The sequence below is a fragment of the Stenotrophomonas sp. CCNWLW57 genome, from assembly GCF_037203925.1.
Lineage (GTDB): Bacteria > Pseudomonadota > Gammaproteobacteria > Xanthomonadales > Xanthomonadaceae > Stenotrophomonas > Stenotrophomonas rhizophila_A.
In genome coordinates this window covers 131132-144596 of sequence record NZ_JBBCBJ010000002.1, presented here as the reverse complement: position 1 = coordinate 144596, position 13465 = coordinate 131132, and the positions used below count along the sequence as shown (strand labels likewise).

Below are 13465 nucleotides of genomic sequence, written 5' to 3'. Positions count from 1 at the left end.
GGCCGCCCGCCGGGATCATGGGGTGTAGCGCCCCCAGCTCTGCCGGATGGTGAAGGTGGCCTTGAAGTTGGCATCCTTCGGCAGCTTCGGCGAGAGGCCCCAAGTCCAGGCCCCGCCCGATTGACCAGTCGAATTCGATTGGACTGCGGCAAAGAACCCGCCGATGCCGCCAGCAATGTTGCCGTCGTTTAGATCCATGTCGATGAGGAACGACCGCGCATACTGCCCGCTCGTGTAGGTCTGCGGGACCATCGTCCCGGCCGAGACGGGCGATGAGGGAAGCGCCCCCTGAGCAGGGATAGCCGCGACCACGCTTGGGCCGGCTATGCCGACATTTCCCGAATTGGTATTGAACCCGATGCCTTGTCCGATCGTTGCAGACCACGCAGAGTCATACGACGAGTTGGTCAATGCTCGGGCCGTCCAGTTGTAGACGACAGAGGCAATGGTCACGGTCCCAGTTGCGTCGGTCAGGGTCGGGTACAACCGAAGCTCGTAGGTGACGTCCAGGATTTCGTCCGGCTGGACCGAGATCGTCGTTGGTGATCCGCCGCCATCCACGATAAGCGCCCGGCTGAACAGAGCACTCGCAGCTGCGGGAGACACACCAACCTCTGCCAGGTTTACTGCCGATCCACCCATGGAACCCGCTGCGAATCGGATGGTACGGCGCCGCCATCCGTAGAAGGTCCCAGTTCGATTGACGCCGGAGGTTTCGGCCTGAAGCGTGCTGCTTACCGCAACCTGGGAAACCAACGCGGTGTTGGTATTGGCTGGCGCCGCGTTTCCGGTGCCAACGCGGCAGTAACCCTGAACCGGGGTCGTGCCGGTGGTGCCCAAGAAGTCCAAGCCCGAGTTGGTGATCAGGTTCGGGAACCAGTCTGCGGCGACCCGGCGGCTTCCGGGGATCTCCACGCCGTCTTCGTCGACGCGGAAGGCCTCCATCTTGTACCAGCCTTCGTAACCGGCGTGGGCGCTGAGGGCGTTGTTGCTCATGTCAGGGTGCCTCCTACGACACTGGACGACAGCCCGATAGCCTCGGGAGCCATGTTGGTGGTGATGAGTGTCTGCTTCAGCGTCCCGGCTTCAACGGCGGAGGACAGCTGAACTGCCTCTTCAGGCACGTTGTAGGCCTTGAGGATGTTGCGCAGCGTGCCGTCAGTGACCGCGCTGAACAGGGCCACCGCCTCGGTGAAGTTGATGGTCTGCAGGAGCGGGCGCAGCGTTCCAGCTTCCACGCTCGACGCCAGGCTGACCGCTTCCGTCGGGATCTCGTAGGCGTGATAGATGTTGCGGAGGGTGCCGCTCTCCACCACCGACGACAGCGAGAAGGACTCGACCGGCGCCTCCAGCGGGTACAGGCGCGTGGTCAGGTACTTAAAAAAACCGTTGGAGCCCGTGCGGTTCTCGACCAGGTCGGCGGTGTCGCCCAGGCCATCGGTGACGCGCAGCGTCCAGATGCCGTCGCCGCCAGTGGCCATCTCGCCCGTCACCAGTCCCGAGCTGTCGATGCTCAGCCCAGCAGGCAGCGCGCCGGCGACGACCTCCACGCTGTACGGCGGCAGGCCACCGGCCACCACGTAGGCGTAATTCACCAGATCGCCGCAGCCGCCCGGCGGCAGCGCGCCGAAGATGCCCAGCGCCGGCGGCGGGTAGTTCGGGAACGCCAACCAATACTGGCCAGCACCCGGGTAGTAGGTGGCCAGCGGTGGCAGACCGGTGCGGTCCGCGTACAGCATCGCCTGCTGGATCAGCACGTCCACCGGTGCGCCGATATCACCCGCCGACAGGTTCTCGGCCGCATTGGCGATGCCGATCGTGCGCACGCCCAGCTGCGACAGATACACCAGGTCATTGGCCACGGGCACTGCGGCCTTCTGCCACTGCGAGCCCACGCCATCCATCTGGTCCAGCAGCGCCATGGACGCCGGATCCGGGTCCACCTGCCAGTTCTGGAAGCTGCTGGCGTTGAGCGCGACCAGGTTGGCGCGGTACTGCGCCAGCACCGCCATGTCATTCGAGTTGGCCTGCTGCAGCCCGGTAGGCAGGTAGCCGGCGTCGTCCGCAGTGCTCCAGTCCAGCGGGTTGGCCGTGGCGCTGTACTTCACAATGTCCTTGTCGGCGGCGAACACCTTGCTCGCCACGATCGCGACGACCTTTGTGCGCGGGCAGCGCTCATCGTCCACGCGCCGAGACACCGCGCGCCAGTTGATCGTCCCGTCCTGCACCATGGCGCCGATATCGGTTGGCCACGCCGGCTCGGTGGTGCCGCTGACGTAGCGCGGCGCGGCGGTCCAGGTGATGCGGCTGGTGGTCACCGCCTCCCAGATCACCTCGTTGTCGATGACCTGCTGGCCCAGGATGCCCGGCCAGGCCGGCTCGCTGCTGCCGGAGGTGCCCGATTCGGCCTGCACCGCCTTGTAGACCAGCCCTTCCGGCAGCCCAGCGGTCGCGCCGCTCACCGATAGGTTATCGCCCAGAATCTGGTCGTTGTGCCCGGCATCGGAGGTCAGGTGGATGGCTGCGCGCGCGTAAGCGGCAGTTGCCGGCGCGGTCGCGGTTACCAGCGACTGGTGCCAGGCTCCGCCCGACCCGTTGTCGACCTTGTTGCCGATATCGGTCTGCAGCAGGGTGTTCAGCCCATCGAACCACTGGATCTCCGTCCAACCCGACGTGCGCCCGGCAGACGATGCGCCCTGCGCGATCATCGAGGTGGCCGTCAGCTTGCCGCCAACGGGCACCACCAGCTGCGCGTTGTTGAGCGCTACACCGTCGGCCTGATTGCCAGGCAGGCGCGCTGCGCCACCACCGCCATACCCACCGGTGGCCACATAGCCGGCCGCGCCGCTGAAGGTCCATCCGGTCGCGCCGCTGGCGAAGTTGCCGTTGGTGACCTGTGGGTTATTCGGCGCAGGCTGGGTGATCGGCTGTACCAGATCGCCGGGCAGGTAGAGGTTGCCCGCTTGCCAGAGAGGTGCCGCCATCAGTTGGCCTCCAGCGCGTTCGATCCTGCCGGCCGCGCGAACTGGTAGCGGTCCGCCACGTCCGGGGGCAGCGTGTTGTTGCTGGACTGCTCGCCCACCACCGGCGTCGGCGTGGCCACATCGCTGTCTTCGAACACCGTGGCGCCCTCGGACGTGGGCCAGGTCGGCTCAATGGCACCGGAGCGCGGCGCGGGGCCGAAGGCATCGGTCACGGTGTACTTGTAGCCGTTGTCGGTCGTGGGAACGACGACCTCGTCGAGGGTGCGGGCCACGTTGCGGACCCACACTGGCAGCGTCTCGATGCCGCTGTCGAGCTGGTAGGCGATGCCGTTCGGATTGGTGGGAACAACCAGCGTTCCGGGTAGATACACCTTGCCCGGCTCCCAAGTCGTGCCGCGCTGGAGCCAGTAGTGGTACACGTCGCCGTTGATGAACTCGGCCGCCACGTACAGGTAGCCCAGGAACGGTCCCGCGAAGTGAATCTCCTCCAGGGGCAGGTCCGGGGCCGTCGGGTGCTTGAGCACCTCGCATTCGGTGACCGGCGTGCTGGCCGGAATGTCCTGCGGAACATGGCTGAAGACGATCAGCTTGCCGTCGTAGGCGCACATGCCTTTCGTGGCGCCGACCGGCAGATAGACCTTGTTCTTCGAGCCCGGGCGCGAGCGCGGTACGCCGGCCTGGTCGACATAGCCGTTGACCAGGTCGTACAGGGTCGCCGGGTCAGCGCCACCCTTCGTGCGCAGCCGATTGATGCCGCCCTTGATGGCGGTAAGCGTGACGATGCGGCCCGTCATGGGAACGGCACCTCTGGCCGCGGCGGGGTCCAGACGGCCTCACCAGTCGGCGGACCTGGCCTATACCGCGCCGTGCCGTGCGTGCCGGCCACAAGGTTGTTGATCATCACCTCGAGCTGCTGGATGTACGTCTGCGCGTCGGCCTGCCGGTAGTGCTGCTTGGCGTTGGCCAGCGCCAGCAGGAACACGATTTCGCTGTCGATCGTGGTCTTGTCGGTGTCCTCGGTGAACCGGCTCAGGTCAAACTTGCCCTTGATCACCAGGTTGCCGAGCGTTTCGTCCGGCGCCGGCCAGATCTCGATGCAGTTGCGGAACTCATAGCGCTGCGGCAGGCCGGTCAGCTCGCTGGTGGTGTACGAGCGCGGGTTGATCCCCTCCGCCATCTCAGCCCACACGCCGTCGCGCTCACGACCAACCCACGTCACCTGGCGCGGGTCGATCACCGCCGGGCAGTTCTGCGGCGCGTCGTGCTCGCTGTTGTCGGGGTAGTCGTACAAGCGCTGACCGGCCACCAACGGCCACGAGAACCAGCGTTCGTTCTTGAATTCGCCGTTCGGACGGCGGAACAGCGCCACCTGGGCGCCGTACAGGAAATCGTTGAGCAGCTCCTTCATGCCCGGCGGCGGGTTGTTCGCCTGCGCCGCGAAGCCGAGACGCACCATCAGCCGCTTGCGCAGCTGAGCCAGCGTGCTGTTCCCGTCGTTACTGGCGCATGCGCACTGGATGGGGTCGGTGATGCTCATCGGAGCCCTCTTGTGAGGCGGGCCGGGTTTCCCCAGCCCGCCTGTTTGCTTCCTACAGACGGCCGATCAGCCGCCCAGGGTCTTGCCGTCGACTTCCTTGGCGTCGTCCAGCAGCTGCTGCAGGTCGGCGGTCTTGGCGTTGCCCTTGTGCTCGATGCCGCGCTTAGTCAGCTCTTCGCGCAGCTCGGCGTGGGTCAGCTCTTCGCTACCGTCGTCGACGGTGACTTCAGCCGCCGGCGGCGGATTGGCCGGGCCGGTGATGCTCGGCGCTTCAGCGGCGGGGCGTGCAGCCTGGACGAGGGCCGCAGCGGCGCGCTGCACTGCCACATCGTTGCTGGCGTCGTCCTGCTCCTGCTTCTCGCCCGGACGGGGCGGAAGGCGGCTGTGGATGACCGCTTCGGACTGCTTCTTGAAGCTGTCGCGGCCCAGCGACATGCCCAGCTCCTTGCCCACGTCGCGCGCGCCGCCGGGGAACACCTGATCGATCACCGGCTTGTACTTGTCGCCGTACTTGGACAACAGGCGCTGGTATTCCTGCGTGGCGTTGTCCGGCAGCTCGATGGCGTGGTAGTCGTCATCGGTGACGTTGACGTTCTCCGCGCCGTGGATCAGCTCCAGGATCGGAACCTCGTGCTCGAAGACGGTGTCGGAGATCGTGACCTCCCGGCTGCGCTCGATGGTCAGGAGCACGACGGTGGCGATGATGGTCTGCTTGCTCATGTTCCCTCCTACGGGAATCTGGATGGGAACGGCCCGCGAACGGGCCGCCCGGAGTTGTCAGCCAGCCGTGGCGTAGACGGTGCCGGCGGCGGACAACTTGATCCACTGCGGCAGGTTCTGGACCTCCGTCTGACTGTTGGCAGCCAGGGTGGCGATCGTGGTGTAGGTGCCGGCCTGCGTGTCGGCGCCCTGCAGCGTCGCTGCGGTGCCCGACAGGTTGGAGAAGGTGGCGCTGCCGCCGCGCAGGAACGGGCTGTTGCCGGTCTTGAACGCGGTATCGGTGATCGGGGTGGACTTCATGGGGCGGTTCCTCTGTAGCTGGGGGAAGGCCCCGGCCGAAGCCGGGGCGCCCGGATCAGGCGATGGACAGGACGGCGTGGACGTTGCGCTTCGACGCGGTCAGGCCGTACTTGTTGGTCTGCGCGTAGTAGGTGACGTAGCGGTCCGGCAGCTTTTCCGGCTTGCGCTTCTTCATCCAGTGGCCCTTGACCGGGCGGAACTTGATGAAGTTGCGGTTGAGCAGGTAGCAGCGCTTGGTCCACGGGTAGGTGATCGCACCCAGCTTCGCGTCCAGCATTTCGAAGGTCGGGTCCCACACCAGCTCGATGCCGCGGTAGAACACCGCAGTGACCGAAGCGTCCAGGCCGGTGCCGCCGTTGGCGCCGATGATGATCTGGCGGTTGACCTCGGTCTTCGCCTCGGCCTTGTAGGCGTTGAGGAAGGCCTGGCCGCAGCGGATGTCGGTCGGGATCGCGCCGCCGTAGCGCACGCACGCGTCGTACATCGCATCCAGCGCAGCGACCACACCGCCCGAGGCGATGGCCATGCTGGCGTTGTTGCGCCAGTAGGTGCTGGTGCCAGCGTTGATGCCGCCGACGATGTCGCCGGTGCCGGGGGTGGTGGACACGATGTGGTCCAGACCCGGGACGGCCTTGGCGCTCTGCGAGCCGTTCTGCAGCAGCTCGAGGGCGAGGCCTTCCTGGATGCCGTTCTTCATGGCGCGCCAGCTGGACTGCAGCAGGTTCACCAGCTGCTCCTTCTCGCCCGAGCTGGCCACCGCGACGCCGGCATCGTCGATGTTGATGCCGTTGGCGATCAGGCGGTCTTCATCGAACCAGAAGCCCTCGTGGTTGCTGTAGTACTGGAACTTGGCCAGGCGGTTCGGGTCACGCTCGTTGTACGTGACCTGGTCGGCGCCGCTGTAGTTCTGGTAGTTGCTGTCGTTCGACACGAAGATCTTCTCGTTGAAGATGCCGTTGCCGAAGAACGAGACTTCCTTGGAGCTGATGAACAGGTCCAAGGTGCGGTGTGCGACAGAGATCTGGTCCACCGGGTCGGTGGTGGAGTAGCTCTCGAGGGTGTAATTGGCGCCCTGCGCGAGCTGCGCGGTAGAAAACGGCATGAGGATGTCCTCGAAGGGAATGGGGTTGTGCTTCCATCCACGTTCGAGGGGGGCGAAGCCTCTATCTGCCCTACCGGGCGCGACCCCGGCTTTCTGCATGCGTGGCGCGGTTGTCAGCCGCAGGGCCAGATTGCCCGGCCTGTGCAACGCGTCAACGGAGACGAGAAACCCCGCCGAAGCGGGGTTCCTGTGCGGTCAGGCTGCGGCGTCGTTGGCCTGGTCGATGCCGAACTCCAACGCCTTCATCGGGTCGTCGAAGGCCGGAACCATCACCGGGCGCGGGCCACCCGGGCGCATCGGGCCGGGGCGCGGTTGGGCCGGAGCAGCAGGGGCTGCTGGCGCGGCTGCCACCGGTGCAGGTGCCTTGATCCGGGCGTACGCCAGCGCGGTGGCCTCGGGCCACTTGCTCGGATGGAGCTCGCTGCGGATGCGGGCCACGGCCTCATTGAGCGCCGGCCGCTTCGCCATATAGTCCGGATCCTGTGCCTTGGCATCCGCGTCGAACTGCTGCAGCCAGTTGATGCCAGCCTGCTCTGCCTGCTGCGCTGCCCGCTCCTGTTCCTGCTGCTGCCGTTGCGCGGCGCTGCTGTAATTCCCCTGCGCACGGGTCGAGGCGATCTCCAGCGCACGAGCGCGCGGCAGGTCACCGGCCTGCACTTCGGCCAGAAGGTCGGCATGGGCGGCAAGCGGGTCGTGTACGCCCGGCACTTCCTTGCCGAGCATCTGGGCCAGGACCGACAGCTCCTTGGCCATCACGTCGTAGGCCTGGCCAGCGGCAGCCATGTCGCCTCGCTGGGCCTTGCCGATCAGGCCGAGGTAGTCCAGCGCTGCGCCGTACTGCTCAGGGTTGGCACCGGTGGCGACGACCATCTGCACCATGTCCTCGCCCACCTTCGAGCGCTCGACCAGCTGCGGCAGGCTCGCGACGTCTTCGATGCCGGCCGCCTTCAGCGCGTCGCGGATGGGAGCCAGCTCCTTGACCTGTCCGGCCAGGGTGCGGAACCGCTCTGCGGTCTTGTCCTTGAGGCCCATCGAGGCGATTTCAGCCTCGGTGTCAGCGTCCGGCTCGGCAGCAGGCGGAGCTGCCGGGTCTACCGGCGGAGCGTTGGGATCGGCAGCCGGATCAGCGGGCGGAGTATCACCGGCCGGCGGGTCCTGGGGTGCGGGATCGGCCGGCGCAGGGTCTGCCGGAGCTGCGGGTTCCACCGGCGCGGCAGGCACAGCTTCCGGGGCGGGCTCGCCACCATCAGCAGCAGCAATGCCAGCGTCCAGCGCGGCCAGGGCGTCAGCAGTGGTGTCGGTCGGTGTGGTGTCCGGCGCGGTGGCCGGGGTGTCGGTCGGGTCGGGCATGGCTTTCTCCAATCAGGCTGCTGCGAGGGGATCGGCGGACGGTGCGCCGCCGGGAGGTGCTGCTTCGACGGGCGGCTGCTGGCCTGCATTGCCACCCTGCGGAGGCGGTGCGCTGCCCTGCACGGGCATGGCCGGCTGCGTGCCGTCGTTCTGCGGAATCAACTGGTCGATGTCGAAGCGCTCGCCGCTGCGCTCGGCCGTCAGGCGCATCAGCTGCTCCATGGCGTCGGCGATCGATTCGGGCGAAGCGCCGCGCAGCTGACCGATCTGGCCGATGCCCTGCTGCAGCAGCGGCAGGAGGTTGGCCCACGACTGGCGCTCCAGCGCAGTGTTCGGCTTGCCCGACGAGCCGGCGCGGATCTCGATGCGCACGAACTCGGTCAGGTCATCCGGCCCCATGTACGGCGGCCAGAACGCGGCCGGGCCGGCGATGAAGCGCACGTCCTCGTCGGTCAGGTACACGCGGGAGATTTCGCAGGTGTACTGCGCCAAGTCGCTCAGGCTGGATTCGAGGCTGTCGCGCCGGCTGCTGCTGCGCGCCTGGAAACCCTGCTGCTGGATGTCGGCCTCGGTGGCAGTCTTGGCCGTGTTGACGGAGCCGGACAGCGCCTCTTGGATGCCCCAGATGCGCTCCAGCTCTGCCACGATGCCAGCGCGGTTGTAGACCTGCGGGTCCATCGGCGGGTATGCGATCGGCACGAGGATCGTGCGCAGGTCGAGATCGGGCCGCGTGGTCTTCACCGGCACCATCTCGCCGACGACGGCCTTCTCCAGCTTCTTGGCCTCCTCGTCGGTCATCGCCCCAGCGTTGAAGCCGGTCTTCGGAATGATGCGCTGGCGGTGCTTGGCCTCGGCCGAGCCGATGCGGTTGTACTCGTCCATGAGCTTGGTCGAGCGGGTGACCAGGCTCTGCGGGTGGCGCTGACCATCCACCTCGGACGTGCAGTTCAGGAAGTACGGGTAGAACCGCGTCGTGGCCGGGGGGTTGAAGCTCGGCTTCACCCAGAACGGCACGCCGGTGATCGTGGTCAGGACCGAGTTGCTCACCGCGTCCCAGATTTCGACGACGCGCACGAAGCTGGCCAGGCCGGTGTCCGGGCTGGTGGTGTAGGCATCCGCCTCGCTGGCGTCCACGTCACCGCCGGCGGCAATGCTCTCGTCCTTGCCCATGCAGGGCTTGCGCGGTGAGTACCGGGTCGCCTTGCCCAGAATCTCCTCCGCCCTCCCCTTCGGGTCGAAGGTGGCCAGGTACGGGCCGAACTGCGCCAAGGCGTCCTCATAGGACAGGAAGGAGATGTCCGCGTTCCACGGCGCGTCCAGGTGGTTGGCGATGGTGAAGCCCGGCGCGGTCTGGAAGTTCTCACCGTCCACCACGTCGACCACGAAGCCACGCGCAACCACCCGCTCCGCACCCTTCTGGATGGTTTCGAGCTGGCGCTGCAGGTCGGCCAGCTTGGCCTCCTGATCCTGCCCGAAGACTCCCTTCACCGTGTCCCACGCCCCAGCGATCACGCCGGCCGAGCCGTCCTCGATCTCGGTCTTGAGCGCGCGCGCCCGGGCGATGTTCTGCTGCAGGTCGTTGATGGCGGTCTGCGTCTCGGGCGAAATCTCCGTGCGCTCCTGCCACGAGGCTTTCAGCACGCCCACGCCGATGGTCAGCGACGAACGCACCCACGGCCGGCCGCGGCGCTTGAGGTTGGCGTCCTTCCACATCTGAGTGCCAACCGCCTCCAGCGTCTCGGCGAACTGCTTCATCTCGCGTGAGCGGCGGGCGTACTGCTTGCGCAGCTTCACCACCTCGTCGTTCACCAGCTTCTCGACGCCGCCTTGGGCCAGGAAGGACTCCTGCGCCTGCATGCTCTGGGCGATGGCCTGCTGCTGGTCCACGCCCATGCCCACCAGGTCGGTGGCCACCTGCCGGCCAACCTCCATGGCGTCGGCCTCGGCCTGCTGCTGCAGCTGGGCCATCAGCTCCTCGTTCGACTCGATCACGTCCCGCAGCTGCTCAGGGCTGGGCATGCGGTGCGCCGGGCCGGGCGACACGTCGAAGTCGGGGTTCCGGGCGTAGAGGAACGATTCCAAGATGTCGATGTAGGTGCCAATCAGGTTGGCGTCGACCATGAAGCCCGAGTCGCCGCGCGCCTGGCGCCGGTTCTTGACGTACTGCCGGCGGGCGTCCTTGTCGTATTCCCGGGCCTCTTCGAACCGCTGCGTCCAACGCTTCACGTCGGCCTGCTCGCGGCTCAGCTTCCTGGCGCGATCTGGATCGGGGTCGGCGGCCATCGCAATGCCGGTTTCGAGGGCGGCAATCGGCTGGTCAGTCATGGCGGATTCGCGAGGTCATTTGCCGTCACGTTGCCGGTTCTGCCCGTGGCATCAACGGACGATCAGTCGTAGTAGCGCGACTTCTTCTCGTCTTCGGCGCGGTCGCTGGCCTCGCGCTGGGCGAACCACTTGTCCGTGAACACCGCCGGTTTCGGGGCCTTCTTCTCGGGCGGCAGGCTGCCGTCGCTCATCATGTCGAGGCCACGGGCGGCCAGGCTGCCCACGTCCACCATGTCGTCGCGCTTCCCGTCCTCGCCCGTGAAGGCGCAGAGCTGGTCAATGAACCTGTCGCCCCACTCGGTGTTGGGCACGTGCACCGAGCCGGTGGCTGCGCGCGCGGCGAAGCCCAGGGCCCGATCGGCCTTGCTGCCGGCACTGGCCAGCCCCTCGCGTGACACGAAGGTCTGCTTCTCCCGCATCGCCTTGTTGATCGCCCCGTCGACCGCCCGGAGGATCACGCCCTTCTCCTCGAAAGCGATCAGCGGCTTGTTGCGCCGGATCATCTGGAGCCAGGCACTGATCCACACGGCAGGGTCTTCCTGCCCGCTCCACCAGTCGGTGAACCACATGTCGCCCACGTGGTCCAAGCCGAAGCAGCCATGCTCGGTCCAATCCGGGTCTGCCTCGGGATCGTCCGCGTCCGGGGCGCAGGCGTAATCGCTGGCCAGGTACTTGCGCAGGCCGCCCGGCTCCTCGCCCAGGTTGAACCGCTTGAACCAGTGGCGCTTGAACAGGATGCCAGCCCGACCGCGCGGCTTGCCTCCATAGATGTGGTCGTGCAGGTCCTGCGAGACGGCCAGCACCTTCAGCCGCTCCGTCTCCATGGCGTCGTTCCACCACGGGTTATCCAGGTAGTTGATCTGGATGACGATCGCGTCCGGATCATCCCCCACCACCCAGCGCTTGTAGGCGTAGTCATCCTCCTGGTCCGGGTTGAACGTCACCCAGATCTCGGCGCCGGTGGTGCGCACGATGGTCGGGATCAGCTTGTTCCAGCTGTTGGTCGAGACGTTGGACGCCTCTTCCACCCACACCAGCGTCGCCCCTTCGAAGGACTTGATGCTGTCGGCGGTGTGGTCCTGCAGGCCCGAGAAGCTGAAGGTCGAGCCGGTCAGCAGGCAGGTGATGCCGTCCTCGGCCTTCTTGTTGATCTTGAAGTAGGCCGACAGGCCCATCCGCTGGATGTAGTCCTCGATGACCCGCTTCGAGGATTGGCCGATGGACTTCTGGATCTCGCGCAGGCACAGGATGCGGTGCTTGGCCTGCATCGACAGCATGACGAGGATCTGGGCCACGCTGTGGGACTTGGCCGAGCCGCGCCCGCCGTACAGAACCTTGAACTGCTTCGGCTCCAGCACCGGCATCAGCTTGACCGGCAAGGTCAGCGGCGTGTGCGGCTCAAGCTTGCGCGGCTGCGGCGGCTTGATGGCCGGCTTCATTTATCCCTGGCGGGCGGGGCCACCGGCATGATGTAGAACGGTGGCGGAGCGGGCAGCTTGTCACCATCGGCGTCGGCCAGCTGGACCTTCTCGCCCCACTTCTTGGGCGTCCGCCGGGCCATCTGCCACTTCAGCACGTCAATCATCACGCGCTTCTGATCAGGCGGAATGGCCAAGTCGAAGGCAATTTCCCGCATGCGCTCAGCGTCCAGCTCGTCACCCTGCTCGCGCGCGCGGGCGTACATCTCGCGGAACTCTTGGCGCTCTGCCAGCCACCGATACGCAGTAGCCTCGGACGGCATGCCGGGCTGCTTCAGGGCGTCTCGCAAGGTCTTGTGTTCGGCGATGAAGGCACATATCTGAGCAGCAAGCTTTGCGCTGTAGGTGTTGGGGCGCCCTACTGCCTTGGTTTTGGCCGTCGCGGCAGCCTTCTTAGCGGGCTTCGCCATATCGAACCCCAGAGGCGATGCAGCTGATCCGCGCCTGCTCCTCGTGGCCCGCCCAGCGAATAGCCTTGGCCCGATGAGCCAAACGCCTCACCTCCCAGGACGGCGGAAGCTGCGAGCCGGCCGACAGGACAGCGGTGTAGCGTTGCGGGTAAGGGATGATGTGCGTGAAGTCGTGACGGGTGTAGAGGTGGGGCGGGAACAGCAACCCCTCCCGAGGAATCCGGACCCCCTGACCATGGAATGGGCCACCCACCGTCACAGCCATCACGTGATCGGCATCCTCCCACTTCCGCAAGAACCAGTCGTAACGGAGACGGCGCTTAGGGCGCCGGGTAACTCGCGCCTTAGAACAGGCCTCGCGCATGGCTTCCACGGCGTCGTGGTCGGAACGAACCGGGTGCGCGGCGGTGCCGATGCGAGAAAAGAGGAGCTTCACGTTCATTCCGCCTCCAGCCGAGCGCGACCCATCTGGGTGATGCCGAAGCGCTCGCCCTGCTCCTGGGCGTACCGGTGGGTCACCAGCGCGTCGAGCAGGTCGTCGCCGCCCCCGTTGTAATTGCGCCACTCCTGCCGGGTCAGGCTGAACTCCGAGGCGAGGTATTGCAGGCCCTGGGCGATGGGATCGTTCGTCACCGCAGGGCCTCCTCGGTCGCACGGGCGGAGATGGTCACGGATTCGAGTTGGCGCTCGTCCCCGCCGCCGCAACGCGGCAACCCGTTCCCTCGGTGCTGGCTGTTGCCCACCTGCCAGCTGGGGCTACCGATACAACCCTCGGTAGACGGGCGCTTGTGTGCGGTCATGCGGCGGTGGCCAGCGGCGGGAACAGGCTCAGCTGCTCGAACCGCTCCACGGCTGGCGGTGCCGGCGCGGCGATGCCCAAGTGCTCCCTGATGTCGTCCAACACCAGCACTGCGGCCAGCTCGTCGGCCTTGGTGAAGCGGTACAGCCCCACCAGCCACGGCCAGTACGGCGAGCGCATGCCCAGCCGCGCCATCTCCACCGCGACCGGCTTGTCCTCGGCCAGGACGAACGCCTGGGAGGTGGTCGGGTCGATGAGCAGGTAGCTGGCCGAGGTGCATGCGCGCTGGTTCTCTGTGATCCGGGGAACGATTCGGGATACCGCCTCGATCGGGCAGGCTGGGTCCACGACGCACAGTGCGCGCGGCTTCCACACCTGCCGGAAAGCGACACTGGTAGTTCTACCGGCTCGGGCTTTGGCTTCAACGGACTTGCTCATGGTTCGAGCTCCCCTGCTGAGT

Annotated in this window: 14 protein-coding genes; all 14 read right to left on the bottom strand. The window is 66.7% G+C overall.

What is annotated here, in order from left to right:
* Positions 1–15 precede the first annotated feature (15 nt).
* The 14 genes from V9K91_RS05370 to V9K91_RS05305 all read right to left on the bottom strand — a co-directional run bounded on the left by V9K91_RS05370 (position 16) and on the right by V9K91_RS05305 (position 13443).
* Positions 16–996 carry a hypothetical protein gene (locus V9K91_RS05370; protein WP_336443756.1) on the bottom strand — a complete coding sequence of 327 codons (981 nt, stop codon included), beginning with the start codon at positions 994–996 and terminating at the stop codon, positions 16–18.
* A complete protein-coding gene (locus V9K91_RS05365) occupies positions 993–2984 on the bottom strand; it encodes a hypothetical protein (protein WP_336443755.1) in 1992 nt (663 codons plus the stop codon). The genes V9K91_RS05370 and V9K91_RS05365 overlap by 4 nt, the downstream gene beginning before the upstream one ends.
* On the bottom strand, positions 2984–3778 hold the full coding sequence (locus V9K91_RS05360; protein WP_336443754.1) for a hypothetical protein: 795 nt from the start codon (positions 3776–3778) through the stop codon (positions 2984–2986). The genes V9K91_RS05365 and V9K91_RS05360 overlap by 1 nt, the downstream gene beginning before the upstream one ends.
* A complete protein-coding gene (locus V9K91_RS05355) occupies positions 3775–4521 on the bottom strand; it encodes a hypothetical protein (protein ID WP_336443753.1) in 747 nt (248 codons plus the stop codon). The genes V9K91_RS05360 and V9K91_RS05355 overlap by 4 nt, the downstream gene beginning before the upstream one ends.
* Before the next feature lie 66 nt (positions 4522–4587).
* The gene (locus V9K91_RS05350; RefSeq protein WP_336443752.1) at positions 4588–5241 is read right to left on the bottom strand and encodes a hypothetical protein; all 654 of its coding nucleotides are present in this window, start codon (positions 5239–5241) and stop codon (positions 4588–4590) included.
* A gap of 57 nt (positions 5242–5298) precedes the next feature.
* Positions 5299–5541: a hypothetical protein gene (locus tag V9K91_RS05345; RefSeq protein WP_336443751.1), complete on the bottom strand. Its 243-nt coding sequence runs from the start codon at positions 5539–5541 to the stop codon at positions 5299–5301.
* 55 nt (positions 5542–5596) lie between these two features.
* The gene (locus V9K91_RS05340; RefSeq protein ID WP_336443750.1) at positions 5597–6643 is read right to left on the bottom strand and encodes a phage major capsid protein; all 1047 of its coding nucleotides are present in this window, start codon (positions 6641–6643) and stop codon (positions 5597–5599) included.
* A 195-nt stretch (positions 6644–6838) separates the two neighbouring features.
* Entirely contained in the window at positions 6839–7993 is a 1155-nt protein-coding gene (locus V9K91_RS05335) for a hypothetical protein (RefSeq protein ID WP_336443749.1), read from the bottom strand.
* Between the two features lie 12 nt (positions 7994–8005).
* Complete coding sequence (locus V9K91_RS05330; protein WP_336443748.1) at positions 8006–10318, bottom strand: hypothetical protein; 2313 nt, start codon at positions 10316–10318, stop codon at positions 8006–8008.
* Between the two features lie 62 nt (positions 10319–10380).
* On the bottom strand, positions 10381–11757 hold the full coding sequence (locus V9K91_RS05325) for a PBSX family phage terminase large subunit (RefSeq protein WP_336443747.1): 1377 nt from the start codon (positions 11755–11757) through the stop codon (positions 10381–10383).
* Positions 11754–12206: a hypothetical protein gene (locus V9K91_RS05320; protein ID WP_336443746.1), complete on the bottom strand. Its 453-nt coding sequence runs from the start codon at positions 12204–12206 to the stop codon at positions 11754–11756. The genes V9K91_RS05325 and V9K91_RS05320 overlap by 4 nt, the downstream gene beginning before the upstream one ends.
* On the bottom strand, positions 12190–12648 hold the full coding sequence (locus V9K91_RS05315) for a hypothetical protein (protein WP_336443745.1): 459 nt from the start codon (positions 12646–12648) through the stop codon (positions 12190–12192). The genes V9K91_RS05320 and V9K91_RS05315 overlap by 17 nt, the downstream gene beginning before the upstream one ends.
* Positions 12645–12839, bottom strand: a complete 195-nt coding sequence (locus V9K91_RS05310; RefSeq protein WP_336443744.1) for a hypothetical protein — start codon at positions 12837–12839, stop codon at positions 12645–12647. Before V9K91_RS05310 ends, V9K91_RS05315 begins: the two co-directional genes overlap by 4 nt.
* 163 nt (positions 12840–13002) lie before the next feature.
* The gene (locus V9K91_RS05305) at positions 13003–13443 is read right to left on the bottom strand and encodes a hypothetical protein (RefSeq protein ID WP_336443743.1); all 441 of its coding nucleotides are present in this window, start codon (positions 13441–13443) and stop codon (positions 13003–13005) included.
* Positions 13444–13465 lie beyond the last annotated feature (22 nt).

Excerpts from the sequence above, each read along its gene's own strand:
- V9K91_RS05370 (WP_336443756.1), bottom strand. The coding sequence starts at position 996 with ATGAGCAACAACGCCCTCAGCGCCCACGCCGGTTACGAAGGCTGGTAC.
- V9K91_RS05365 (WP_336443755.1), bottom strand. The coding sequence starts at position 2,984 with ATGGCGGCACCTCTCTGGCAAGCGGGCAACCTCTACCTGCCCGGCGAT.
- V9K91_RS05360 (WP_336443754.1), bottom strand. The coding sequence starts at position 3,778 with ATGACGGGCCGCATCGTCACGCTTACCGCCATCAAGGGCGGCATCAAT.
- V9K91_RS05355 (WP_336443753.1), bottom strand. The coding sequence starts at position 4,521 with ATGAGCATCACCGACCCCATCCAGTGCGCATGCGCCAGTAACGACGGG.
- V9K91_RS05350 (WP_336443752.1), bottom strand. The coding sequence starts at position 5,241 with ATGAGCAAGCAGACCATCATCGCCACCGTCGTGCTCCTGACCATCGAG.
- V9K91_RS05345 (WP_336443751.1), bottom strand. The coding sequence starts at position 5,541 with ATGAAGTCCACCCCGATCACCGATACCGCGTTCAAGACCGGCAACAGC.
- V9K91_RS05340 (WP_336443750.1), bottom strand. The coding sequence starts at position 6,643 with ATGCCGTTTTCTACCGCGCAGCTCGCGCAGGGCGCCAATTACACCCTC.
- V9K91_RS05335 (WP_336443749.1), bottom strand. The coding sequence starts at position 7,993 with ATGCCCGACCCGACCGACACCCCGGCCACCGCGCCGGACACCACACCG.
- V9K91_RS05330 (WP_336443748.1), bottom strand. The coding sequence starts at position 10,318 with ATGACTGACCAGCCGATTGCCGCCCTCGAAACCGGCATTGCGATGGCC.
- V9K91_RS05325 (WP_336443747.1), bottom strand. The coding sequence starts at position 11,757 with ATGAAGCCGGCCATCAAGCCGCCGCAGCCGCGCAAGCTTGAGCCGCAC.
- V9K91_RS05320 (WP_336443746.1), bottom strand. The coding sequence starts at position 12,206 with ATGGCGAAGCCCGCTAAGAAGGCTGCCGCGACGGCCAAAACCAAGGCA.
- V9K91_RS05315 (WP_336443745.1), bottom strand. The coding sequence starts at position 12,648 with ATGAACGTGAAGCTCCTCTTTTCTCGCATCGGCACCGCCGCGCACCCG.
- V9K91_RS05305 (WP_336443743.1), bottom strand. The coding sequence starts at position 13,443 with ATGAGCAAGTCCGTTGAAGCCAAAGCCCGAGCCGGTAGAACTACCAGT.